At 55.7% G+C, this 23,904-nt stretch carries 20 protein-coding genes; 8 read left to right on the top strand and 12 right to left on the bottom strand.

The features are described 5' to 3' along the window. Positions 1-86 precede the first annotated feature (86 nt). Positions 87-1,889, top strand: coding sequence for a CRTAC1 family protein (locus tag VNX88_04075; GenBank protein ID HWY67816.1), 1,803 nt, complete (start codon positions 87-89; stop codon positions 1,887-1,889). Between the two features lie 124 nt (positions 1,890-2,013). On the opposite strand, the gene ruvX is transcribed toward VNX88_04075, so the two are convergent. Beyond that, positions 2,014-2,469, bottom strand: coding sequence for a Holliday junction resolvase RuvX (ruvX, locus tag VNX88_04070; protein ID HWY67815.1), 456 nt, complete (start codon positions 2,467-2,469; stop codon positions 2,014-2,016). 50 nt (positions 2,470-2,519) lie between these two features. Here ruvX and VNX88_04065 point away from each other — a divergent pair, with 50 nt between their 5' ends. Continuing rightward, the gene (locus VNX88_04065) at positions 2,520-3,737 is read left to right on the top strand and encodes an AI-2E family transporter (protein ID HWY67814.1); all 1,218 of its coding nucleotides are present in this window, start codon (positions 2,520-2,522) and stop codon (positions 3,735-3,737) included. 48 nt (positions 3,738-3,785) lie between these two features. Here VNX88_04065 and VNX88_04060 read toward each other — a convergent pair whose 3' ends face one another. After that, entirely contained in the window at positions 3,786-4,310 is a 525-nt protein-coding gene (locus VNX88_04060; protein HWY67813.1) for a CarD family transcriptional regulator, read from the bottom strand. Positions 4,311-4,646: 336 nt separating this feature from the next. Here VNX88_04060 and greA point away from each other — a divergent pair, with 336 nt between their 5' ends. Both greA and VNX88_04050 read left to right on the top strand, forming a co-directional pair. Then, the gene (gene greA, locus VNX88_04055) at positions 4,647-5,150 is read left to right on the top strand and encodes a transcription elongation factor GreA (GenBank protein ID HWY67812.1); all 504 of its coding nucleotides are present in this window, start codon (positions 4,647-4,649) and stop codon (positions 5,148-5,150) included. Continuing rightward, a complete protein-coding gene (locus tag VNX88_04050; protein HWY67811.1) occupies positions 5,151-5,843 on the top strand; it encodes a CDP-alcohol phosphatidyltransferase family protein in 693 nt (230 codons plus the stop codon). 287 nt (positions 5,844-6,130) lie between these two features. Here the strand turns inward: VNX88_04050 and VNX88_04045 are convergent, their stop codons facing one another. From VNX88_04045 to VNX88_04005, 9 genes are all read right to left on the bottom strand, one after another. Continuing rightward, a complete protein-coding gene (locus VNX88_04045) occupies positions 6,131-8,143 on the bottom strand; it encodes an alkaline phosphatase family protein (protein HWY67810.1) in 2,013 nt (670 codons plus the stop codon). A gap of 171 nt (positions 8,144-8,314) precedes the next feature. After that, on the bottom strand, positions 8,315-9,682 hold the full coding sequence (locus VNX88_04040) for an L-serine ammonia-lyase (GenBank protein HWY67809.1): 1,368 nt from the start codon (positions 9,680-9,682) through the stop codon (positions 8,315-8,317). 448 nt (positions 9,683-10,130) lie between these two features. Next, entirely contained in the window at positions 10,131-10,976 is an 846-nt protein-coding gene (gene pucL, locus VNX88_04035; GenBank protein HWY67808.1) for a urate oxidase, read from the bottom strand. A gap of 3 nt (positions 10,977-10,979) precedes the next feature. Beyond that, positions 10,980-11,327, bottom strand: a complete 348-nt coding sequence (gene uraH / locus VNX88_04030) for a hydroxyisourate hydrolase (protein ID HWY67807.1) — start codon at positions 11,325-11,327, stop codon at positions 10,980-10,982. A 13-nt stretch (positions 11,328-11,340) separates the two neighbouring features. Continuing rightward, positions 11,341-12,834, bottom strand: a complete 1,494-nt coding sequence (gene alc / locus VNX88_04025; protein HWY67806.1) for an allantoicase — start codon at positions 12,832-12,834, stop codon at positions 11,341-11,343. Then, positions 12,831-14,189, bottom strand: coding sequence for an allantoinase AllB (gene allB, locus VNX88_04020; GenBank protein HWY67805.1), 1,359 nt, complete (start codon positions 14,187-14,189; stop codon positions 12,831-12,833). Before allB ends, alc begins: the two co-directional genes overlap by 4 nt. After that, complete coding sequence (locus VNX88_04015) at positions 14,186-15,040, bottom strand: xanthine dehydrogenase family protein subunit M (protein HWY67804.1); 855 nt, start codon at positions 15,038-15,040, stop codon at positions 14,186-14,188. Before VNX88_04015 ends, allB begins: the two co-directional genes overlap by 4 nt. Further along, on the bottom strand, positions 15,037-15,531 hold the full coding sequence (locus VNX88_04010; GenBank protein HWY67803.1) for a (2Fe-2S)-binding protein: 495 nt from the start codon (positions 15,529-15,531) through the stop codon (positions 15,037-15,039). The genes VNX88_04015 and VNX88_04010 overlap by 4 nt, the downstream gene beginning before the upstream one ends. After that, positions 15,524-17,752, bottom strand: coding sequence for a xanthine dehydrogenase family protein molybdopterin-binding subunit (locus VNX88_04005; GenBank protein ID HWY67802.1), 2,229 nt, complete (start codon positions 17,750-17,752; stop codon positions 15,524-15,526). Before VNX88_04005 ends, VNX88_04010 begins: the two co-directional genes overlap by 8 nt. 269 nt (positions 17,753-18,021) lie before the next feature. On the opposite strand from VNX88_04005, the gene VNX88_04000 reads away from it, so the two are divergent. Continuing rightward, a complete protein-coding gene (locus VNX88_04000) occupies positions 18,022-18,636 on the top strand; it encodes a hypothetical protein (protein HWY67801.1) in 615 nt (204 codons plus the stop codon). A 1,878-nt stretch (positions 18,637-20,514) separates the two neighbouring features. Here the strand turns inward: VNX88_04000 and VNX88_03995 are convergent. Then, positions 20,515-20,961, bottom strand: a complete 447-nt coding sequence (locus VNX88_03995; GenBank protein ID HWY67800.1) for a VOC family protein — start codon at positions 20,959-20,961, stop codon at positions 20,515-20,517. A gap of 707 nt (positions 20,962-21,668) precedes the next feature. Here VNX88_03995 and VNX88_03990 point away from each other — a divergent pair. The 3 genes from VNX88_03990 to VNX88_03980 all read left to right on the top strand — a co-directional run bounded on the left by VNX88_03990 (position 21,669) and on the right by VNX88_03980 (position 23,873). Further along, a complete protein-coding gene (locus VNX88_03990; protein HWY67799.1) occupies positions 21,669-21,992 on the top strand; it encodes an NTF2 fold immunity protein in 324 nt (107 codons plus the stop codon). Between the two features lie 87 nt (positions 21,993-22,079). Continuing rightward, the gene (locus VNX88_03985; GenBank protein HWY67798.1) at positions 22,080-23,006 is read left to right on the top strand and encodes a hypothetical protein; all 927 of its coding nucleotides are present in this window, start codon (positions 22,080-22,082) and stop codon (positions 23,004-23,006) included. 378 nt (positions 23,007-23,384) lie between these two features. Continuing rightward, positions 23,385-23,873, top strand: a complete 489-nt coding sequence (locus VNX88_03980; protein ID HWY67797.1) for a hypothetical protein — start codon at positions 23,385-23,387, stop codon at positions 23,871-23,873. Positions 23,874-23,904 lie beyond the last annotated feature (31 nt).

The following is a 23,904-nucleotide window of genomic DNA, read 5'->3' as shown; positions in this document are numbered from 1 at the left end:
GCGATCCGTGTCGTGTGTTGCCTGTGTGTCTTGTGCTTAAATGATTCGAAAAGCGGCAGAAATCCTAACACGTCCAAAGGCGCCCATTGCAGTTCAACCGTCGTAACTTTCTCAAGACACTCAGCCGCACCGCTCTCGTTCTGAGCTTCGATCAAATCTTTGGCGCGTTGGATCTTCGAAGCCAGGCCGCACCCGCTCCGAAGTCCGAAGCAGCCAAGGAAAGTTCGAGTGCGCTCGGAGTTTCTTTTGTAGACGTCGCGCGGCAAGCCGGGCTGAACGCGAAAACGATCTTCGGAGGAGTGAAGAAGAACAAGTATCTCCTGGAAACGACCGGCTGCGGAGTCGCGTTTTACGACTACGACAACGATGGATGGCTGGATATCTTTCTAGTGAACGGCTGGCGCCTCGAAGGATTTCCCAAAGGCGAAGAGCCGACCTGTCATCTCTTTAAGAACAATCGCGACGGCACGTTTACCGATGTAACCGTGAAAGCTGGTCTTGCGCGCTCAGGGTGGGGCCAGGGCGTCTGTGTCGGCGATTACGACAACGACGGATACGACGATCTATTCATCAGCTACTACGGGCAGAATGCGCTCTATCACAACAACGGCGACGGCACGTTCACCGATGTAACCGCAAAGGCCGGTCTCACACAGAAGATAACACGCTGGAATAGCGGCTGTGCCTTTCTCGATTACGATCGCGATGGTCATCTCGATCTCTTCGTCGCCAACTACATCGACCTTGATCTAAAGACAGCGCCTGTTCCCGAATCGGGTCCGTGTCTCTACAAGGGCGTGATGGTCGCCTGCGGGCCGCCAGGACTGAATGGCGGCAAGGATATCCTCTATCACAACAACGGCGACGGCACGTTCACGGATGTTTCGGAGCAGTCTGGCATTACCAAAACGGCAAGTACATACGGTTTAGGCGTGCTCACCGCCGATTTCGACGAAGACGGCTGGCCCGACATCTACGTGGCCAACGACTCCACGGCCAGCGCTCTGTTTCACAATCTCAAGAACGGCCACTTCGACGACATCGCGGTTGCCGCCGGAGCCGCGCTGAGCCCTGATGGCAAGCCTCAGGCTGGCATGGGCGTGGCAGCTGGGGACTACGATCATGATGGCCATCTCGACATCGTGAAAACGAACTTCGCCGGCGACACACATTCGCTCTATCGCAATCTTGGCGCCGGCAGCTTCGACGACACTACATTTCAAGCGGGCCTCGGCCTGAACACGAAGTATCTCGGTTGGGGATGCGGGTTCTTCGATATGGACAACGATGGATGGCTAGACATTCTCGTGTGCAATGGGCATGTCTATCCCGAAGTAGAACAGCTTCGCACCGAGGCCGCCTACGCCCAACGTAAGCTGCTCTACCGCAATATGCGCAACGGCCACTTCGACGATGTCTCAATGCAAGCCGGGCCCGGAATCTCGACGCCGGCGCCGGCACGGGGAGCGGCCTTCGGCGATTTCGACAACGACGGTGACATCGACATAGTCGTGAATTGCGTGAATGATCTCCCGCAACTCATTCGCTGTGATTCGAGCACAGGAAACCATTGGATCAAAGTAAGAACGATAGGTACGAAGTCAAACCGCAGCGGCATTGGCGCACGCATCAGGTGCGTAGCGCGCATTCCCAGGGTTGAAAAACCGGTAGAGCAAATAGATGAGGTGCGCAGCGGTGGCAGCTATTTTTCCCAAAACGACCTTCGCGTCCATTTCGGGTTGGGCAAAGCGAGCAAAGTGGACCTGCTACAGATACGCTGGCCAAGCGGGCAGATAGATGAGCTGAAAGACATCGATGTCGATCGCGTAGTTCACGTGAAAGAGGGACAAGGGATCGTTAAAGTCGATGTGTTCAAGAAAAGAGGATAAAGCCTCGGGGAAAGGCGAACACGAAGGTCACGAAGGCAACTGCGAAGGTCACGAAGAGGACAGGCGCTCTCTTCGTGACCTCTGCCTTTTCCTTGGTGACCTTCGTGTTCGCCTTTCCCCGGTCTTAACGCTGCGCTGCCCGCGCATCCAGGAACGACTGCAAAATCAGCACTGCCGCCATCTTGTCGATGACCTCTTTTCGACGTGAGTCGCGAATCCCAGTCTCATCCAATAGCCGATGAGCTTCGGCGGTACTGAGCCGCTCGTCCCAAAGATGAACAGGAAGCTCGAACGAATCTTCAAGATGCCTGGCAAAATCAGCCATCTTCTCTGCCTGGGCTCCAGTATGGCCGCTCATTCGCAACGGATTGCCCACCACTATTTCTTGAATTCCATACTCGGCGATGAACTTTCGCAGCTCAGACAGATCATGACGCCGATTGCGGCGGTGCAAGGTGTTAATACCCTGCGCAGTGATGCCCAAAGGATCGGAGACGGCGATCCCGATGCGCCGCGCTCCTACATCGAGTCCCAAAATGCGGCCTGCGCCATTGGAAGCGGCATTTTGACCCGCAGTCATGCTGCGATTATAGGCGGGCGCCGCATCCTACCCTCTTCGGAGGCGTGAGCATGCCCTCATTGCCGAGCTGGCAAAAGCGAGATAGGCAACAAGGACGCCAAAGCCCCATGGCGGTGGAGAATGAGGCTAGTGTCTCGCAACCAACGGCGGAGCTGACGGATCTCGAAGAGGGTGTGCAAGAGGTACATGAAGAACTTCGCAAAGCCACCATTTGGCAAATTACGCTCACGCTGCTGGCGATTCTGGCAATTTGCTATGTCGCAAAGCTAGTCCTGGTTACCCTCTTCACTTCGATCCTGATCGCGTTCATTTTGGAGCCGTTGGTTGGCTTCTTCGCAAGAATCCGCATTCCTCGAAGCGTGGGTTCGGCTCTGGCTGTGTTGCTGGTTTTCGCCCTGTTCTACGGCCTGAGCTATTTTTTCTACCAGCGAGCCGTGGACTTCGCACATCAGCTGCCCAAGATGTCCGGTGAGATCAAGAAACTCGTTGGGAAATATCAGCAAAATGCGGCCGAGATTCGCAAATCTGCGCAAAACGTAATTCCGCCCAAGCCTGAGGATCGGAATGCCGTTCCAGTGAGAGTCCAGGAGGACCGGGGAATTGCTTCGTTTGTGGGGGGCGAGGAGATTGCCAATTTTGGTGAAGTACTGCTCACCATCACCTTCATACCTTTCCTCGTTTATTTCATGCTTACCTGGCAGGAGCACGTGAGAAGGTCTGCTGTGCGTCTCTTTCCGCCCGAGAAGCGGATGGCGGCGTATCAAACGCTAGGCAAGATCTCCGAAATGATGAAGGGCTTCATCGTTGGAAACTTCGTTATTGGCTTGTTTCTGGCGGTCGCAAGCGCAATCGTTTTTGCATTTTTGCATCTGCCTTATTTCTATTTCATAGGTCTGATCAGCGGGTTCTTAAGCCTGGTTCCGTACTTAGGAATAGTTCTCGCTATTTTGCCGCCAGTGGCTTCGGGTGCGGGGGTGCTGCATAGCAGCAGCTTGCTGCTAGTCGCAGCGATCATTCTTGGGTTGCACGTATTCGCGATGAATGTTCTTTACCCCAAGGTGCTCGGTGGACGGCTGGAACTGAACCCGCTGGCCGTAACGGTCGGTCTGATGATCTGGGGATGGATTTGGGGAGCCATGGGACTGATCCTTGCTGTTCCAGTGGTGGGAGCAATCAAGATCGTCTGCGACAACATCACGGGGCTCAAACCATTTGGAGAACTGCTCGGAGAGGGGACCGACAACAAGAAGCAGAAAGCAACCGCCTGAAGCCATAACTGAGCTTACAAGCGCTGTCTCAACGCTAACAGCCCACTCCTACGCGTCGGCTGTCACTTCTGGGAACTTCAGCTTTACTTTGGCCAGGGCGCGATTCAGAAGCCCTTCCATTTCCGTTTCGTCGACATTTCTCGCCATTGCCATCTCACTTACCAGCAGATACCGCGCCCGTTCCAGCATCTTCTTCTCGCGGAAGGAAAGCGCCTTGGTTTGATTCAAAACCAGGAGGCTTTTCAGGACAAAAGCCACGTCCAGTAGCGATCCGGTGCGCATCTTTTCGGAGTTTTCTTTGAACCGGAATTTCCAGTCGGCGTGATTCTCGCATTTGCTGTTGATCAGAATGTCCAGGATTTGCTCGATATCGGCGCTCTTAATGACTCGTCGAAGTCCCACTGCCGCCACGTTGCTGAATGGGATCGTAACTCTCAGATTACTGGCCTTGATGTGCAGCTCGTAATACTTCTGCACCATGCTGCCAATTGTTCGACTACTGATCTGCTCTACTATGCCTACGCCGTGGTTGGGATAAACAACCTTGTCACCGATGTGGAAATCATGGTTCATTGAGGCACCTTTGGGCGGGGGAACCGGGACACTACAACGATCCAAGGATATCGCGGAAATGCCGTTAAGTCAATGTTTTCCACGGTCTTACGGGCGAACCTCAGGAGCATTTTTTATTTCCTGCAACGCCAACTTCTGACAGGCGAGTTAAGTCCTTTGGGCTGAGCAAATCTGGATCACTTCGGCCAGGCTCATCCGCGAGGAGCGGAGTATAATCTGCTGGAACCTGTCGACACTGCGCGCCCCTCCCAGTGCGGAGGGTGAGTCATCGTCCAGATCGTCCTAAATTCCTGATCCCCACCGTGTCACTCAGGCGCGGATGGAATGGCGAGGTCCATGCCTGAACACGTAAAGAAGAAGCTGCTGGAAGAAATTAAGGCTCTCGAGCATGAGCTCACTCACGAGCTTCCCAAGGAAATAAAAAAGGCGGCCGCACTCGGCGACCTCAGCGAGAACGCTGAGTATCACATGGCAAAGCAGCGCCAGGAGTTCGTCAACGCGCGCCTCGGCCAGCTCAAGAAGCGTATGGGCGAGCTGGCGCTCGTGAACTTGAATAATATTCCGCAAGATCGGGTTGCGTTCGGCTCGGTGATCGAGGTCTTCGATAGCACCAAGGACGAAAAGATCGAATACACCCTGGTTACCAGCGAAGAATCCGACGTTACCCACGGTAAAATTTCAACTACCTCGCCAATCGGCAAGAGCCTTATGGGCAAAAGGGTTGGGGATGTAGTCGAGGTTGTAACGCCCACCGGCAGGCGCGAGCTGGAGATTTTGAAGCTCGCAACCATCCACGATCAGGAGCAAGCCGAGACCAACGGCGCTTCAGGCGGACGCTAGATGAGCTGGACCGGCGCATTCGGGCGCGCATGCGGCAAGCTTCTATACGCCATTGTGCGCGGACTTTCGCTCACCCGCATTTCGCCGAACATACTCACCTTCACCGGGCTGGTCATCAACATCATCGCCGGAGTTCTTTTTGGATACGCCAGCGGTGATCGGCAACCTCGGCTCTTCTTTTATGCCGGTCTGGTGATTCTTGCCGCCGGCATCTTTGACATGGTGGACGGGCGCGTCGCCCGCGCTACCCACCAGGTCACTACCTTCGGCGCCTTTTTTGACTCGGTCATCGACCGCTATAGCGATATCGCGCTGTTTTTCGGCCTGCTGGTGTATTACGCGCGCGCCAATCACTTCTTCTACGTGGTGCTGGTTGGAATTGTGATGACCACTTCGGTGATGGTCAGCTACACGCGCGCTCGTGCCGAGTCGCTGATCCCGAGCTGCAAGGTCGGCTTCCTCGAACGGCCAGAGCGCATTGTGCTCGTGCTTATCGGCGCGTTGTTCAACCGCATGGCGCCTGTGTTGTGGGTAATCGCCGTACTCTCTACGATCACGGTTATTCATCGCATGTGGTACACCTACCAGAAAATGAAGCCGCTGACTGAGCAGGAACTGAAGACCCAGGCGGCTGCCGCGGAGTCAAGGCCGAAGGAACATCCGCCCAAGCTGAATCCAGCGATCTCCGCTTGATCCTTTCAATTGTTGAGACGCAGCATGCTGCAAGCAGTTAGCTTCGCAGAAAGACGAGCTTGAAGGGGCACGGCTTCAGCAGCGTAGCCGTGCCGTTAGCGCAACCTGAACAACTGGCTTTAGCCTCCGAGGGAATCTTTGCCATTTAGTAAAAGTCCCTCAGCGGCTGAAGCCGAGTTTCAACCCGCGTCTTATCGGCACGGCTGCGCTTCGCTCAAGCCGTGCCCCTTCAAAACCGTTTCTCTGCGAAGCTAATTTGCAGCATGCTGCGTCTCTGCCCTCCTGCCTTACGGCAGGCCGTCGTAGCACGGACCAATCGGAGTCGCGGGCGGATTGCTCGGTGGTGTCTTCCACGGAGCATTCGTGAAGTCGAAGAAGTCCAGCATGTTCGAGGCGGCTGCGTCGCGCGCGGTTAAGGGTTGCAAGTTGAATCTCTTTTCGACGAATGCCAGCCACGCGGTCGAATCCGTCAGCTGATGCGAGACGTAGTGTGGTTTGCTGAACGGCGAAATCACAACCGTCGGAACGCGGAAGCCGTAGCGGTTGAAATCGCCGGGCGGATCGTAAGGAGGAGTCCCATGCGTGAACTTTGCATTCGCGCAGCGCGGATCGGAAGCACCTGTACAGAGGTCGACTGGCTTAATGCCATCAGGATTGGGCACGTTAGTCGGTGGGGGAACGTGGTCATATAGGCCGCCTCCCTCGTCAAAAGTCAGAATAAAGACAGAATCCTTCCACGCGGAACTGTTCATTACCTCGTTAATGAAGTGCGCGGTGTCCTTCACTCCCGCCTGGACGTTGCCGCCAAGTCCTGGATGCTCGTCGTTGTCGACTCGCTCGATGTAGGCGACGGCGGGAAGAGTTCCACCGGCAACGTCGGCGTCGAATTGCGAGAGTGGGAATATGTGTGGACTCGCGCCATTTGGTCCAAACCCCGCCATGAATCCTGAGAACGAGAAGGCCGAGGTGTACAGCTCGTTGCTATAGATTTTCCAGGAAACGCCCGCCGCTTGCAGCCGATCGAAGATCGTCTGCGACTGGATCAAAGGCTCGTCGCCTGCGATGGAATACGCATATCCTCCGGACGTTGCTCCGACCAGGTAGTACCGATTGGAGTCGGTGCGTGTGGGCGCTGGAGCAAACCAACGGTCCGAAACGCCAAACTGTGTCGCCAGCCAGTAGTGATACTCGAGATCCGGTGCCGTATAAAATCCCATCGCGCGAATGCCCTGCTTATCGGGAATCGTGGGATTCGATGTTGCTGGTGCGGGAGTTGCGCTAGCCACGCCGATGGCGAACCCATCCATGAGCGGAGTATCGGACGCGGGATCTTCTGCGTTAAAGGCCCATCGCGAGACGATCCAATCTGAACTGGTGTTCTCAATGCACATCGTCTTCAGGTGGAACGCGTAGATCGGATTTGTAGGAACTCCTGCAGAGTTCGGAGCTTTATTCATCGCTCCGCAGGGTTTAGTCCAGTCGGAGTTCGCGCTGCTGCAGTCGTCAGGCAATCCATCGATGTCTGGGGGTAGCCCAAACGTGGCGCGGTATTCGTTGAGCTTGCCGAAGATAACGTCGAAGCTTCGGTTCTCCTGTGAGAGAAAGATAATGTGATTTACCGCGGTGATGTCCCCGGGCGACGTCGCAGGAGTCACCTGCACTGAGGCTTGGCTTGTGGCCGCAGCGCCTTGCGCTCCCGTTGCCGTGAGAATGAATGTCGCCGTTCCGACAGCGTTCAAGGTCACTACCGTCGACGTTTGTCCCGAGCCGATGGGTACATTCGTCCCATTTTGGGTCAGGCTAACGCTGGTCGCGTTGGTCGTTGTCCACTTGAGGGTCACGGACTGCCCGGCAGTTACGGTCGTCGGAGTGGCGGTCAGTGTTGCGGTTGGTCCCCCAGTCGGAGGAGGCGCGGTGACCGTAGCAGCGCCCGATGCAGTGGCGGCTGTTGTTCCTGCCGCTCCTGTAGCGGTGAGGGTAAAGGTTGTGGTCCCCACGGTATTCAACGTGAACTGCATTCCCGCCGAACTTAGAGGGTTGCCGTCTAGGCGCACAGAAGTTCCGTTTTGGCTGAGAGCTACGGAGGTGGCATTCTGAGTCTGCCAGCTGACGGTAACTGTGCCGCCTTGCTGCACCGACGCGGGAGTCACAGTGATACTTCCGGTTGGATTCGGGCTTCCCGGGTTTCCGCCGCCATTGTTCTTCGTGCTGCCGGTCAAAGCCATGCAGCCAACCAAAAGCGGGAGCGCAATCGACAATGCGACCGCGCTAATTGTGCGATAAAGACTGAACTGCCCCATACTCGGCCCTCAGAACCCGATTCTTATGTCCTGAGTTCTCGGATGGAGCAGCAGCTTGGGAAGTTGCCAGCCAGAGGGGCACCATCGGTGTATGGTGCCAACTCTTTTGCCAATCTGTTACAGGATGATTACGTGTGGGGAGGAACCATCAAACGGTGCGGGAGTTAATCTCTAGCACTCGATAATATTCAGTGCCAGCCCGCCCAGAGAGGTTTCCTTGTAGCGAGACTGCATGTCCTGGCCGGTGCGGTACATGGTTTCGATTACTTGATCGAGCGAGACTTTGTGCTCTCCGGTTTCGCTCATCGCCATCCGGGCTGCGTTGATGGCTTTCACCGATCCCATTGCATTGCGCTCGATGCAGGGAATCTGGACGAGTCCGCCGATGGGGTCACATGTCATGCCAAGGTTGTGTTCCATGCCGATCTCGGCCGCGTATTCAATCTGCGCATTACTGCCGCCAAGTGCGGCTACCAGTCCGCCGGCGGCCATTGAGCAGGCAACCCCAACTTCCCCCTGGCATCCGACTTCCGCTCCCGAAATCGATGCATTTTCCTTGTACAGAATTCCAATCGCACCCGCAGTCAGCAGGTAATGAAAGATGCCTTCGGCTGTGCTTCCGGGAATGAAGCGAAGATAATAACGGCCCACTGCGGGAATAATGCCGGCAGCTCCATTTGTTGGAGCAGTTACCACGCGCCCTCCGGCGGCGTTCTCTTCATTCACGGCCATGGCAAAGGCGTTTACCCAATCCATGGGAGCAAGCGGATCGGAGCTACTCTGCTTGCTGAGTTTTTGAAACAGGCGCGGCGCGCGGCGTCGAACTTTCAGTCCACCTGGAAGAATGCCCTCAGTGCGCAAACCACGATCGATAGATGCTTCCATCGTCTGGTGAATCTGGCTGAGTTGCTGTCTGATTTCGGCCTCGCTGCTCCAGGCTTTTTCGTTCGCTAATGCGATTTCCCAAATCGAGATGGCATTCTCTTCTCCGATACGCAGCAAATCGGCTCCGCTCGAGAAGGGACGCGGTACTGCCGCCTTTCCTTCATTGGACTCGGCTGGCTTCTCGCCTTCCCTGCTGATGAAACCGCCTCCAACGGAGTAATAGATTTGTGTGTCTACGACGGAGCCGTCTGCGGCAAAGGCGGTGAATCGCATGCCATTGGAATGACCTGGCAGGGTCTCGGTGGTTCGGAAGACCAGATCGCTGCTCTCATCGAACCTGATCGGATGACGATGATGCAGTTGGATGGTTGCACTGTGTCGAACCTCGTCAACCATTGATTCGATCTTGCCCGGATCCACCTCGCTGGGTGATTCGCCCAGCAGCCCGAGAATGATCGCGCGGTCTGTCGCGTGTCCGCGGCCGGTAAGCGCAAGTGAGCCGAAGAGTTCCGTAGCCAGGCGCGAAACGCTTGCAAGCTTTCGAGCCTTCGCGATGCGTTCGACAAAGTCTCGCGCAGCCCGCATGGGACCCACGGTATGAGAGCTTGAGGGCCCAACACCGATCTTAAAGATTTCAAAAACGCTGGTTTTCACAAACGATACTCGATTTGGCTGCGAATAGCCGTCGAGAATCATTGTAGTCGTATGTCTGAAGCGCAAGGCGGGAGCAGGCCTGGGGAGAGCAAATACCGACAGCGTTCAATCGAGAACCTCACGGCGAGAGAAACCAGTCTCGACGGCGGCAGAGCCTCGATCGAGTCGCTGACAGCAGAAAGAAAATCAGGTTTGCGACAGCTCAGCTTTTTTTCGACGTCACCGCAAAGAATGCAGTGGCGTCCTGGTGAACGTGTTTTGCCCCGCAACCAGGGCAGGCTACATCGCCTTTTTCGTACTCTGAGAGAGTGAGAATGACTTCGAAGGGCTTCTGGCAATCTTCGCAGAAGAATTCATAGCGAGGCATACGGCACCTCCTGGAGCACCGCAGAGCATTTTACTCTCATCGTGATTGCTAGATTTTCAGCCCCATTATCGGTGCGATTCGTCAGGTTCTGCGCAGAGTCGCCTCGATCAGTCCGTAGGGCTCGTCGGTGGGAACGAAAACTTCATTACGGCTCTCCATACCAAAACGGGAAATATCGAAGGCGAGATGATGCTTATTGGGCATCGACAGGCGGATCTCGCTGAGTTGGTCGCATCGTTCCAACGCGGCTTCCGCCATCGCATAGAGAGTGTGCTGTACTGACTCACTGGGATGATTACCAAAAGTTTCTAACAACGCCCCACGTACTGTCCTCCAGCACAGACCGAAGCTGGCATCTTCCACTCCATAATCCCAGTCCGCTCTTACGACTGTTGCGAAGATGCGGTCGCGAGTTTCGGGGAGAGTTGTATAGGGATCTTTCAGGTAGCCGTCAAAAGCCGAGCCCGCTGTTCTAAGCACCAGCAGTCCTTCGATTCCGGCAGACACGGTTGTTCTCTCCCGAGTTCCAGTCACACTAGCCGTGCGGCGCTCATTCCCGCCAGAAACGAACGCGGTCGGGTGCGGCCTTGCCTCCGCGCCAATACGCGACCAAAGATGTTCAGAGATGCCTACCTTCACGGCCGTGACCTGCGCATTATTGCCAAGAAAGTGGCACACAAGCCGCGTGCCAAAGTGTTCGATCTCACCCACGGGTTGCTGCGCAGCCAGAGCGTACACCGTATTCTTCATCGTGTCCGTCGGCAGAACTTTACTGTTGTCGCCTTTGGTGTGTATGGCGTCGAAGTCGCCCTCGAACTGAATGTCGACGGAGATGTCTTTGATATCGTGCTGCGGACCGGTTCTGGTCACACGCACCAGGCGCACGCGCGACTTTCCGTAATTATTCGCTACTAGCTCGAAGCTCATCGGCTAGCTGCCTCGATAGGTGGAGTAGCCATAGGGGCTGAGCAACAGTGGGACGTGATAGTGCTGAGCCGGATCATGTATCTCAAAAACGATTTCCACTTCGGGAAAAAACGGCTTGCCGGAGGCGGCAAGATATCCACCTGTGTCGAAGGTCAGCCGGTATTTCCCCGCCTGTAACTTCGATTCCTGAAGCAAGTCAGTGATTCTGCCGTCCTGGTTGGTGATTCCACGGGCAAGCTCTCGCCAATTTCCATCCGACTGCAGGTGCAGAGCCACGGGAATGCCCGCTGCGGGTTTTCCGCGCGCAGTGTCGAGCACGTGAGTGGTAATCGGACTGGAATGATTGGTCATGCTGTTTGAAGTGTCACGCCCCGATCAGTTTTTGCAGTCGAAGCCTCGTGATCTTCCTCTGTTCCCCGGCGGCAACCTCAAGCTCGCGCGCGGGATCGTTACGAAGGCGTTCGGTAAGCATCGCTAACATCTCCTCGGCGGACTTCCCGCTTGCGCACACGATAAAGATGTAGCCGAAGCGCTCATGATATTCCTGATTTCGGCGCTGCAGCGCGTTTCGTACCTGGAGAGAAGCGACGGCCGCTGCGGATTGTTCCTGCTGCGACCATCGTTGTGCCTGTCCGCTGCTGATGGTGTCTCTGTCTTCTCCGATCTTCGGATGAGCGGCGAAGGCTTCCTTCCAATCCTCAGCCGCTAAGCGCTCGGAACTCGCCGTGTGCTGATCCAGCAATTGTTGAACATCTGCGAAGGGCCGACGCTCAGTCATAAGGGCAGCCCATTTCAACGAACCACAACAGTTCAACAAGACGCTTCGAGCAGCGTAGTCGGGCAACGAATTCAGCCAACGCAACCGCGACACTACCAGAGCATTCTTGTCCGGCACTCCGTAAATGCGCAGCCGTGCGACTCCCCCGTCAGGGTAGATGTTAAAGCGAACCTGGGTTGCGGGTTTTTGTGCGGCCACCTCGAATCGATGAACTGAGTCCGCGCTGAGCGCCGTGCGCGGAAGCAGTTCTTGCCAAGAGCAGTTCGTGGTATCTGACCCGTCGGATCCCGCCGCACAGATTTCCAGTGAACAACTCTCAGGGAAGTTGCCCTTGAAGTAAGAGGTATCGACTTCGATTGCCTGAATTGTCCCTGAGACCCCTAGTCGGATGGTCACCCAGTCGTAACCCGGACCGCGCCGGCGTTTCGTCTCCCAGCCGTCGTGCATTCCGCAGCTCGAGCCAGGCATGAGCAAATTCTGCGGCGCGCTAAAGAATTTGTCGCTGCAGTCGAGGACATGGCCGCCATTATGCACAGCAGCCAAATCGGCCAGGTCGGAATTATTAAGTGCCTGTTCCAATTCAGGAATAGCTTCGCCAAGAACTCGCAGCCGAGCGACGCCGCCGTCGGGGTAAATATTCAAGCGCAAGTGCGTATAACGATGAGGATCGTTTATTGCGAAGATGTTCTGACTGTCTCCCTTGAGTTGAGATCGCGGAAACACTTCAGCCCAGGGCGTGCCGCCCGCCAACTCAACATTCGACTGCTCGATGGCGCAGGCTTCCAGCGAGCAAGACTCCGGAAAGTTTCCGCGAAAGTAGCTGGTATCAACGACAACTTGAGATAGAACGCCCGGTATCCCTAGCTGCAGGATGCACCAATCGTGTCCGGGAGTGCGGCGACGACGCGACTCCCAACCGTCCATCCATTTGCCGCGATCGGTGTACTTGTTTTCGATCCATACCGGCTTGGCAGCCTTGATTAGATTTTCTTTGGGAGCAAAGAAGTCATCGTTTGTGGCGAGCACGCGGCCCCCGACGCGCTCTGATGCAAGGTCAAGCAGATCGGAGAACTCGCTCATGCCTGTCCTTGGAGTAACACACGTCCGCTCCGGGAATTCGGGAAATTACCAGACGTATAGATCTCCTTGCCTCGAAGAAACGTCGATTGCACTACCCCGAACAAAGTTCGGCCAGAATACGGTGTGAGCTTGTGCCGGAAAAACATTTTCTCAGGCTGCACTTGAAACGACTGATCCGGATTCCAGACTACCAAGTCTGCATCTCGCCCCTGGGCGATTTCGCCCTTTCTCGACAGTCCTGCGAGTTTGGCGGGCTCGCGACACAACCAATTCGCGACATCGTCGATACCGAATCCGCGTTTATGCGCGCTCGTCCAGAGCAGCGGAAGACTGAGTTGCAGCGAAGCGATGCCACCCCACGCTCGCATGTAATCCCCGGTCTCAGCGCACTTCGTCTGCGGCGGAGCCGGAGAGTGATCGGTGGCGACAAAATCGATTGTGCCGTCCCGCAACGCATCCCAGAGACGCTCCTGATTGGCAGCCTCACGAATCGGAGGGGCGCATTTGAATTGCGTGGCACCGTCGGGAATCTCTTCCGCTGCGATCGTCAAATAGTGTGGGCAAGTTTCCACGGAGACTTTGATTCCGCTAGACTTTGCAGCGTGAATCATCGGAGCAGCCGCCCCCGATGACAGATGAACGATGTGCACTCTGGTTTTGTATTCCTGCGACAGGCGAATCAGCAACTGAATCGCCTGGTCTTCCGCCACGGAAGGATGCGACTGCAGCCAAGTCGAATACGACCGGGAATTCTTACCGCCGATCCTGCGTGTTGCGTCTTCGATCGGACCAGGAAGTTCCGCATGCGCAAGCAGCACCGCGTCAAGCCGTGCCAATTCAGGAAGTGCGAGCCGCAGATCGGACTCACTCACAGCCTCGAACTCGGGCACACCCGAAGGCACAAGAAAGCATTTGAAGCCGAATACCCCTTCTTTGTAGAGTTTCAAGAGTTCCGGGCAATTTCCTGGGACCACTCCGCCCCAGAATCCCACGTCCACGAAGAGCTTGCCTTGGCCCGCCGCCAGCTTTTGGCGGAATGCCTCTGCTGTTGTGGTGGCCGGGATGCTGTTAAGCGGCATCTCGATCAGCGAAGTCACACCGCCGGCCGCCGCGGCCATGGTCGCAGTCTCGAATCCTTCCCATTCCGTGCGCCCGGGCTCATTGATGTGCACATGGGTATCGACAATGCCCGGCATCACAACCGAGTCCTCGAAATCGAGCGCTTCGGCCGATGCCACGCGCTTGGGATCAAGAATCTCAGCGATCACTCCGTCGCGAATCACAATTGCCGCGGGCCGAATACTGTTGGGAAGCACAACGCGGTTGCTGCGAATCACGCACTCGAGTCCGCTCATAACTGAAGCAAAAACTCCGCCAACAGATTTTGGGCTACCCAGGTTCGATATCGGGCGTTGGAGCGGAAGTCGTCAACCGGACTCATCTCGGCTGCGAGTTGCTCTTGTGCATCTTTGATCCGAGAAGGGCCGGTACTCTTCAGCAAAAGTGCTTCTGTCTTTACGCAACGAAGAACAGTAGGAGCGACGCTGCCGAGCGCCACGCGAATGTCGCGGATCTTGCCGTCACCAATCTCGGCAGCTCCGGCGAAGCATACTTTAGAAATCGCCTGCGCCCTGCGCGTGCCTACTTTGCGGTAGTACTGTTTCCACTGCTTCCCGCTCCGAGGCAGGCGAATCCGGGAGATGATTTCCTCGGGCGCCATGTCCATTTGTTTGTAACCGGTATGGAAGCGAGCGTAGGGAATCCATCGCGCACCGCGCTTCGACGTGAGTTCCAATTCGGCGTCGTATACGAGCAATGCCGGGGGCGAATCGGCGGCCGGCGAAGCGTTGGCGATGTTCCCGCCGAGCGTTCCCCGATTTTGGTTGGCGATGCTGCCGGTTTCGCGGGCTGCCTGACAGAGCAGCGGGAACTCATCTCGTAACATAGAGTTTCGCTGCAATTGGCTATAAGTATTCAGAGCACCAATCGCCACATGAGAGCTGGAGATCTCGATGCCATGCAACTCCGCAATGTGCGTGACGCTCAAAAATTTGCGATGCGCCAACTTGCCCTGCTCAAGCAGCACCATCAAGTCTGTCCCGCCGGCAAAGGGCTTCCATTCGCCGGGCTGAGCGGCCATGAGTTCGAACGCTTCGGCCAAGTCGCGAGGAGCTTGCATCTCGTATCGCGGAAGATACGATCTCATTTCGCTGCAGCCTGCGCCAGCTTGCCTGAAGCGGTCTTGATGGCATCAAAAATCCGCGTGTATCCGGTACATCGGCACAGATTTCCCGACAGCGCATTTCGTAAGTCCTTATCGGTGGGAAGTGGATTGCGCTCAAGCAAATTCCACGAGGCCACTATCATGCCGGGCGTGCAGATACCGCACTGGGCTCCACCACACTGAATGAAGGATTCCTGCAGAAGTCTGGCCTTATCGTTTTGAGCGAGCCCTTCGATTGTGACTACTCTTGCATCCTGCACTTGCAGAATCGGAATGAGGCAACTGTTGACGACCTCACCGTCGAGCAACACCGCGCAGGCACCGCATTCGCCTTCGCCGCATCCTTCCTTCGTACCGGTGAGATGAAGATCCTCGCGCAGCACATCCAACAAACGGCGCAACGGATGAGCCGTCACCGACTCTGGCCGTTCGTTCACACTGAACCGTATTGTCGCGCGCTGTCCCTCAGACAAGAGCGCCCTCCATTGCCTGCATCAGAACTTCGGGCGTGGCAGGAATGCGGTCGACAGGCACTCCAATCGCATTGTGGATCGCATTGACAATCGCGGGTGCTGGGCCATCGATCGGCAGCTCGCCGATTCCCTTCGCTCCACCGGGGCCGTGTTTGTACGGAATCTCTTCGAAATAGACGCGAATCCGCGGAAGATCGGCAGAGGTGGGCATGATGTAGTTTGTCATCTGATTGTTGATCATGCGACCTTCGCGCCACGCCACCTCTTCATACAACGCATATCCGATGCCCTGCGCCACTCCGCCTTCGATCTGACCTGCCGCAAGAACGGGATTAATTACCCGGCCCACCTCTTGGACCGCCACGAAATCTTCAACGCGGGTCTCCCAGGTGCGCGTGTCCACAGAGACCTCAGCGACATAGACTGCCCAGGCATAGGTCGCATATGCATCGCCCTGATACTTGTCGTCGTCCCAGTAGATCCCGGGTGGCGTTGCATACTGGCTTTGGCCTCTGAGTGTTCCATGCCGTTCAATGTATTGCCGGCAGGCGCTCTTGAACTGCTGCGCGGAATATCCGGAGCGCAGCAAGCCGCTCAGCATCAGAGTTTCACGAATCTGCAGGCACGCCGATTCCACGAGCTTGCCAACGATCATGCAGGTGCGGGATGCGACCGTAGGCCCGCTGTTCGGAACGACTGATGTGTCCGGCGTGACTACTTCGACCGAATCGATCCCGATTCCGAGCGCCTCCGCCGCGATCTGGGAAAAGACTGTGTTCGTCCCCTGTCCCATTTCAGTACTGGAAGCGAGCACGCGAACAACGCCTTCCTTGGTAGCCTCGACAGCGAGGATAGAGCCCATTGAGCGCTCGCCGGAGCCGGTAAACCCAGCGCCGTGCATAAACGTAGCGAAGCCTATGCCGCGTTTGACTGGTGACGTTTGATTCTCACGCGCAAATCGCTCTCGCTTGATGCGGTACTCGCTTAATTCGAAAGCTCGATTCATGAGCTGCTCGAGATTTACGGGCTCGCGCACTACCTGGCTTACGGCGAGGGTATCGCCTTCGTGAACAAAGTTCCTTCGACGAAATTCGTCGGGTGGCATGTTGAGTTGCTGCGCGACCCGGTCCATCTGGCACTCCAGGGCAAAAATGCTCTGCGGCGCTCCGAACCCGCGAAAAGCCCCATGAGGAGGATGGTTGGTAGCCACAGCCTTGCTGCGAATGCGGACATTCGGACATGCATACGGGCCGCCCGCGTGAATCGTGCCACGCGATAGCACGACTGTTGAGAGAGTAGTGTAAGCGCCGCCGTCCACGATGAACTCGATGTCCATCGCCAGCAACTTGCCATCGCGAGTAACTGCGGTCCGGTGACGTGTGCGCGAAGGATGACGCTTGGTAGTCGCCGCCATGTCTTCAGAGCGATCGTAGATGATCTTCACCGGCTTGCCGCCCTTCCGCGCCAACAAGGCAGCGTGGCAGGCGATTATCGATGGATACTCTTCTTTTCCTCCAAACGCACCCCCAGTTTCAGTCTGAATCACACGCACTTTTTCAGGCGGCAGATTCAGCAATGGCATGAGCGCCTTGTGGACATAATATGGACACTGCATCGAGCCCCAGACCGTGATTCCTGTTTCGGGATTGTATTGAGCAATCATGCCTTGCGGCTCGATGTAAAGCTGCTCCTGCGCCCCGGTGTGATACTCGCCCTCGACAATCGCATAGGCTTCCGCCCATGCGCTGTCCACGTCGCCCTTCTCCACGAGAAACGTCTTGAAGATGTTGTCACTGCCCCAGATGATCTCCTTCTTCGCTAAAGCATCGTCGATGTCGAAGATGGCCGGCAGCGGATCGACCTCGAGGGTCACCGCGCGGCGGGCTTCCTCCAGGAGCTGCTTATCCGCATGTGCCAGCAGGAGTACCGGTTCTTCAGCATGATTGATAATGCCGTCGGCGAGACACGGCTGATCGTCGGCGATCAGTGCGATGCGATTCCTGCCGGGAATGTCCGAAGCCTTGACGATTGTGAACTCGTCCCACGGGATGGCAGGATCGAAGTGGATCTTGCGAATGCGTCCGCGAGCGACCGTGCTGCGCACCGTAACTCCATGCAGCATGTCTGGGAATGAGATGTCGTCAACGTAGCGCGCCTGACCGGTGACCTTGCTGTGACCTTCCGTGCGCGGGAGAGACGATCCGATCAGGCGCTGAGTCATAGGTCCGGCCACGGGGACTTTGCTAGCAAGTCATCGCAGAGAGCTGGAATGCATGATAGCGCAGTAAGCCGAGTCTTCAGAACGCAAACAGGCAACTGCATGGCCGGAACATCGAAAGGCTAAGTAGAGGATTTCAGAAGTCTGAACTCTCATTTATCCGCTGCTTGGTGTTTAAAAGTGATGTCGCTGATGCCGCAAGAAGTGGGGCTTCCGAGATACCACAGAATGAGGCATGCTCGAAGCCGGATCGTAGTAGACACACGACCAACATGAACCTAACCAAGCGTTGTCAACTCCGCCACATAGTCCTGATCGCTCTGATTGTCGCGCCTTGCTCTGCGCGAATGCTGGCCCAAACGGACTCTGGCGCGACGAACATCAGAAAAGCCGTGGAACAAGATGGGCAACACGATTTCGACTTCGAAATTGGAACGTGGAAAACTCATCTCAGGCGCCTGCTGCATCCGCTCACTGGCTCGACTACCTGGGTGGAATATGAGGGCACTACAGTTGTCAGTAAGGTCTGGAATGGCCGCGCCAATCTGGTCGAGCTCGTAGCCGATGGTCCTGCGGGCCATTTTGAGGGGTTGAGCCTGCGTCTCTACAATCCGCAGTCTCATCAGTGGACGCTTAATTTTGCCAACGCGAACAGCGGGACCCTGAGCCAACCCACGATCGGGGAATTCAAAGGTAAACGTGGCGAGTTCTACGACCAGGAAACACTGAACGGGCGAGCAATCCTCGTTCGATTTGTCATATCAGACATCACTCCCGATTCGTGCCATTTTGAACAGGCATTCTCGGATGATGGGGGCAAAACATGGGAAGTGAATTGGATCGCTACAGACACGCGGGTCAAGCATGATCCTGACGAAGCACAGTGACTCGGGGCATTCTCGCGTACCGAGCGAAGCTGCTCGCTTGGACGAGCGATAAGTTTCTGGCGGAGAGGGGGGGATTCGAACCCCCGATAGAGCTTTTGACCCTATAACGGTTTAGCAATTCTCCTCTGCGATGTGATGCCACGAAATCCCAATCACTTACAGTCGCCCTCGGGCATGAAAAAGCACGCTATGTCACACGAGTAGTCAGTTACGGGACACTGCTCCGGACACCTCTCTGATTGGCGGGGCAGCTACGGGAGCGTCTGACTGCGGTATCGACCGCCTGAGTTCATGCGCACCCATTCGAGGTTCTTGGCGCGTCGCCTTCCTCTCCCGTTGATCCTGGCAGGGTTGTTTAAGATGGGCATGGATTGGCTGCTAAGCCAGTAAGTCAAACGCCCAAAACCATGCTGTGCTCTTTCCTCTGTTTGATCCTGGCAGTTGCTGATGGGCACGGATGGGCTGCTAAGCCGGCAGTCAACGCTCCGAACCATGCTTCCAAAAGTACCTGGCCAAGCATCGGTATCTCGTCACCATTGAGCGAGCCAAGACACACTGGCTGGTAATCAATGTTGAAAATACGGGGAGGCCGTTACCAACTTCCTGGCCAATTGAGATGCTGGACGGCAGTTTTATGATCACGTATACGTCGGCATGCGCAAACAGCATTCAGGGCATTCTTCGCGTATCGTCCGTATACAGATGTGGAACTCCAACGTATTCTTCAGCAATCTAGGGAACGGTTCATCTCCGATACACCTGCCAGACCTGCAGTGCAATTCCGGACAACGCCACTAAGGCCAGGAAGCCGGCACCGTACACTCTGATGACATAACTGCCACGCGACAGCTCGTGCCGGAACGTCTGAATCCGCGGGTAGAAGGCAGAGATATTGGTTCTCGCGAACTAGGAAAATCTAGGGAGGTTTGTTACTCGTCGATACTGACGACGAGCATATCCCAATACGTCCGTATACAGATGTGGAACTCCAACGTATTCTTCAGCAATCTAGGGAGGTTTGTTACTCGTCGATACTGACGACGAGCATATCCCCCGTGGATCTATATGCGCGCAACGGCCGCACAGTCGAATTGCTGCGCGGCATTGATTCAGAAGTTCAGTTGTCGGTAATCGGAATCCGTGCTGCAGCCGGACAAACACGTACACTCTGATGACATAACTGCCACGCGACAGCTCGTGCCGGAACGTCTGAATCCGCGGGTAGAAGGCAGAGATAAATCTAGGGAGGTTTGTTACTCGTCGCCAGCACACGCCTCTTGCAAACATTGCAGGAAGCTGCTCGTTCGCATGGCGGACAGAGCAGAGCAAAACTGCGCAAGGCACTGCTGTCAGCGGAGGTCGGACATCTTGAAACCTCGGATTCGCTTTCTACTGAGTTCCACTCACGAAGTTCCCACAGCGCTTTGGGACTCTGTCCTGACCCATAACTTCAGAGTCGCCCGTCATCGGGCACGATCATGAAGAAAGGACCTGAGGGAGCCGATGATGTGATATGCCGGCTCGTTATCGGCCATGCAACCAAAGCATCGAAACCGGCTTTCCGGTTGAGATGATGCGTTGATATAGCGGAAATGCTCGCAGGCCGTCGGCAATGCGGAAGTAATCCGTGAGCCCTTTAGCTCTTCTTCCTCGGTCCACAAACGGGCTTCGAGGACCAGAGGGCCGACTTGCCCGCAATATTTCCGTTTGCTCGCAACACGCTCAAAATCAGGGATGCTGGGGGCCCAGTAATGAGTGAAATCGCTGTTAACAACAAGTGACAATCGCTAATACGATTCTGCTCATGTTCGCGCCAATGGGCCGGCACTAAGCGGACATCCGTAAGCGTCTAAATCCGCATCGCATCCGGGCCGAGCGTTACCCGTACTTGAGGGCAGTGCTCTGTCCGACCTCGATAATGTAACCGTCAGGATCGCGGATGTAGCAGCGCGTCTCGCCGTACTTGGGGATCGGCTCCGTGATGAACTCCGCTCCTCGACTTTTCCATAATTCATAGCACGCTTGAATATCCGCAACGCGGAAATTCATAAAGCTGTTGATGTGATTCGGGTCGGGGACGCTGAGCGTTACCGTCGGCTTATCCGGGGTCGGCCCGCCCCCAACGTTCAGAATCATCCAGATATTCGCAAGCTGAAGATACCCAGGCGCGTTGCCATCTCCCAGGCTCAGAATGCGAGCGCCGAAGACCTTTTCGTAGTAGCGAGCCGATCGCTCGATGTCGGCGACGGTGAGAAAATGCGCAATGCTGATCCCCTCTCGCGGGGGCATCTCATAGCTCTTCTGCTCGATTTGTACGCTGCTCATTGACGACTCCTATTGCGATCATACGCAAGCGAGCGTTCACATCAGCCGCTCGGGAATCCGAACATCAACCACGACTGGTTGGCTGCCCAGTGGCGTTGGAGCAAGGCGAGCTGCCGTAACACGGAGGTGGTCCAGAAACGGGCTTCGAGGACCATAAGAGGACTTCTGGCCCGGAATAGCTTTCGGATTGGTCGGCATCCAGTTCTCAATGAGCGTAATCGCCTGTTCTCGACAATCAGCTTAACTAGGCGTAAATTTCGCGAGGTTCCATTCAGCACCAGTCCGACTGTGTTCGTCTCTGGTGCTATGCGGAGTTGTGCATGCGACAAATCCGTTTTGGCCGTGATCTAACGATTCTCCTGCTCGGGTGCATGGCCTGCACGTCTGCGGCTTTGGCACAGGTGAGCGCGACAACACAATCTCAAATTCAAGACACTGGCATTTCAGGATTGTGGATATTGGCCAACATCAGTTTCGCGGGTATGCGAGCGCAAAACAATCGGAGTGTCCTCTGGCGAACGTTGGCCTTCATTCTAGGCTTGCCGGGCACAATAGTGTCGTTCTTCGCTGTGGCTGAGGGAAGCGACCGTGCGTACGGCATTGACCTGCCACGAAGGGGCAGGCCATAGGCGGAAAGTCTCAATGAGTGAAATTGCCTGTCTACATCCATCATGCACGAAGTCGTGATCTGATATAGAGTTCCACGCATGAAACGGCGTGTCAGCCTGATGATCCTGTTCACTGCCATCGCAGCAGTTGCTCTCGCCCAGCTTCCCGTTGCTGTTCCCGACGAGGCAACTGCGGTGAGGGTCGCTGAAAAAGCATTAGCAAAAGTGTACGGTGAAAAGAAGATCGCGTCAGAGCGACCGTTCAAAGCTAGTTTGCGGGACGGAATTTGGAAGGTCTGGGGAACGCTTTATTGCAAGGATCAGCATGGCAACATGATCACCGATGCCTGTGTAGGCGGAGTTGCAAGCGCCCAGGTCAGACAGAGGGACGGCAAAGTGCTGAGCATAACGCACGAGAAATAGCCGTGATTGATGAAACATCGCTATTACACTTACAACCGTCGTTTTTGAGCGTAACCTCCTCTGATCGCTCATCGACGGGACCCCTCGGTGAAAACGTTTGTATTAGTCTCGATTGCGCTAATTTGGCTCGCTGCTCTCACATCTTGCCAAACAAGAACTGGAGCCCACTTCTTTCCCGGAATGCAATTTGATCGTGATGGACGATTGATCCCTGTTGGTTCCGAATCGCTGTTCGAGCCGGTCTCGGGATCGTACTACCTCTTCTTCTATGGAGCGAATTTAACGTCGGTAGACCATATGGAAAGGAATCATGGCGATTCTGACGCCCACCGATCGCTATATCTGGAAACCAAACGCGATGGCCGATTGGATCGAACGGTGAAATCCGATCTGCTCCTCACCGGAGATTTCGGCACGGTTTACGTCGAGAAGACGTGCTTCTACAATCGGCCTGTCGAGAGCAACTACAGCTCGGTTGCCATCGCATTTTTCTCCAACGGCTATGATTCCGGACTTGAAACACCAGCTGTGCTTGCTGATGCCCCGCGCGCGTTACCGCCGGTCAGCTCCATCAGTCTGATCAGACTAATTCGCAATAAGGCAGATTACGTACTAGTTGCCGCCGACTACGAATCCACTGGAGAACTCAGAGGCTTGCACCTAGCAAAGGCGAATGGAGGGAAGATTTCCACGAACGGATCTTCTGTTGGTTCCGGATTCAGGCACACTGCTCTCGATGAGTACGGGATACCCTTTACACTAAAGGTCGATGCAGATATTTCGTCCCATCCTTTGCGGTTGCCGATGCCACGGGTGTCTGAAGAATCCACTTGGTTCATTCAGTTTTTCGATTTCGGCAAGTTAATACAACAGCAAAAACTACGAGCCGGCGTTCCGGTCTCTTCTCGTTGGCTGCGTCCGTCGGTCACCAAAGAAGAGCAAATCATCGGCCCAGAGTGCGATTCGCGCTTGCGGCAGCAGAAGTCGATGGGTCTCCCGACCACTGGTTATTAGGTTTGTACAGATCCTTGCAGCGATTGCTGTTGATAAATCGCCATTACACTCACAACCTCCAGAATCGGGCGGTCAGCGGGTGAGTCGTCGGCAACTATCCAGAAACGGGCTTCGAGGAGATCTCTCGCGAACGCAAGGAAGCTGCAGCACCTTCCCATAAGCCGACTTCTGGACAACGTGCTGGGACTCCGTCCTGACCCATGACTTCAGAGTCGCCCCGTCACTCGAAATGAAAACTAGCCCTCTTCGGCGTGAGCGGCTATCGCCTGGTTGGAAAGACCGCCGCACATCGTTCCTTGCCCTGCACTGTCAAGCCTGACAGTGGCGGGGTATAACGGCTGTAGGGATGATTAGTGGAGCGCAGAGGGTGAAAGTTGGGTGAACAAAGCAATCGGTTTCGTCGTCGCTGAGCGGCTAGCGCCGATCCAACAGGCTCGCTATCACATCTGCCCGCTTTACGACCAGAACGTCGCGAAGAAGAGCGGCAGCGCCTATCCCATTAAGCTCCAACTCTCTGATGCAAACGGCAACAATCTGTCGTCTTCGTCGATTGTCGTTCACGCCGTCAACGTGACGCGCGTTAACATCAATTCCTCGGCGGCGCTTGACGACACCGGCAACGCTAACCCCGACTTCGACTTCCGCTATGACCTGTCGCTAGGCGGCTACATCTTCAACTTCAGCTCTAAGGGATACGCCGGCACGAGCGCTGGATTGCTCCCTCGTGCTCCCTCGGCCTTCTGCAACTCAGTGAATCTAAACCCGGAAATAAAGCGATTTTGGCGATATGACGATAGGCCCCAGAAAAAAATTACCGCGACCAGCCTCCCGATTGAAAGACGTTGGCGAGCCGCCGCTTTGAGGTGAGCCGTGCGGACGGGCTCACCAGCAGGAGCTA

This window comes from Terriglobales bacterium, assembly GCA_035567895.1.
GTDB lineage: Bacteria > Acidobacteriota > Terriglobia > Terriglobales > Acidobacteriaceae > Gp1-AA112.
Note: the sequence above shows the minus strand (reverse complement) of the source record. Positions and strands in the feature narration are given on the sequence as shown.

Bases quoted from the DNA above. Each gene is read 5' to 3' on its own strand.
- pucL (HWY67808.1), bottom strand. From the start codon at position 10,976: ATGAGCTTCGAGCTAGTAGCGAATAATTACGGAAAGTCGCGCGTGCGC.
- VNX88_03990 (HWY67799.1), top strand. From the start codon at position 21,669: ATGAAACGGCGTGTCAGCCTGATGATCCTGTTCACTGCCATCGCAGCA.
- uraH (HWY67807.1), bottom strand. From the start codon at position 11,327: ATGACCAATCATTCCAGTCCGATTACCACTCACGTGCTCGACACTGCG.
- ruvX (HWY67815.1), bottom strand. From the start codon at position 2,469: ATGACTGCGGGTCAAAATGCCGCTTCCAATGGCGCAGGCCGCATTTTG.
- VNX88_03995 (HWY67800.1), bottom strand. From the start codon at position 20,961: ATGAGCAGCGTACAAATCGAGCAGAAGAGCTATGAGATGCCCCCGCGA.
- VNX88_04060 (HWY67813.1), bottom strand. From the start codon at position 4,310: ATGAACCATGATTTCCACATCGGTGACAAGGTTGTTTATCCCAACCAC.
- VNX88_04000 (HWY67801.1), top strand. From the start codon at position 18,022: ATGAACCTAACCAAGCGTTGTCAACTCCGCCACATAGTCCTGATCGCT.
- VNX88_04015 (HWY67804.1), bottom strand. From the start codon at position 15,040: ATGAGATCGTATCTTCCGCGATACGAGATGCAAGCTCCTCGCGACTTG.
- allB (HWY67805.1), bottom strand. From the start codon at position 14,189: ATGAGCGGACTCGAGTGCGTGATTCGCAGCAACCGCGTTGTGCTTCCC.
- VNX88_04050 (HWY67811.1), top strand. From the start codon at position 5,151: ATGAGCTGGACCGGCGCATTCGGGCGCGCATGCGGCAAGCTTCTATAC.
- VNX88_04005 (HWY67802.1), bottom strand. From the start codon at position 17,752: ATGACTCAGCGCCTGATCGGATCGTCTCTCCCGCGCACGGAAGGTCAC.
- VNX88_04065 (HWY67814.1), top strand. From the start codon at position 2,520: ATGCCCTCATTGCCGAGCTGGCAAAAGCGAGATAGGCAACAAGGACGC.
- alc (HWY67806.1), bottom strand. From the start codon at position 12,834: ATGAGCGAGTTCTCCGATCTGCTTGACCTTGCATCAGAGCGCGTCGGG.
- greA (HWY67812.1), top strand. From the start codon at position 4,647: ATGCCTGAACACGTAAAGAAGAAGCTGCTGGAAGAAATTAAGGCTCTC.
- VNX88_04045 (HWY67810.1), bottom strand. From the start codon at position 8,143: ATGGGGCAGTTCAGTCTTTATCGCACAATTAGCGCGGTCGCATTGTCG.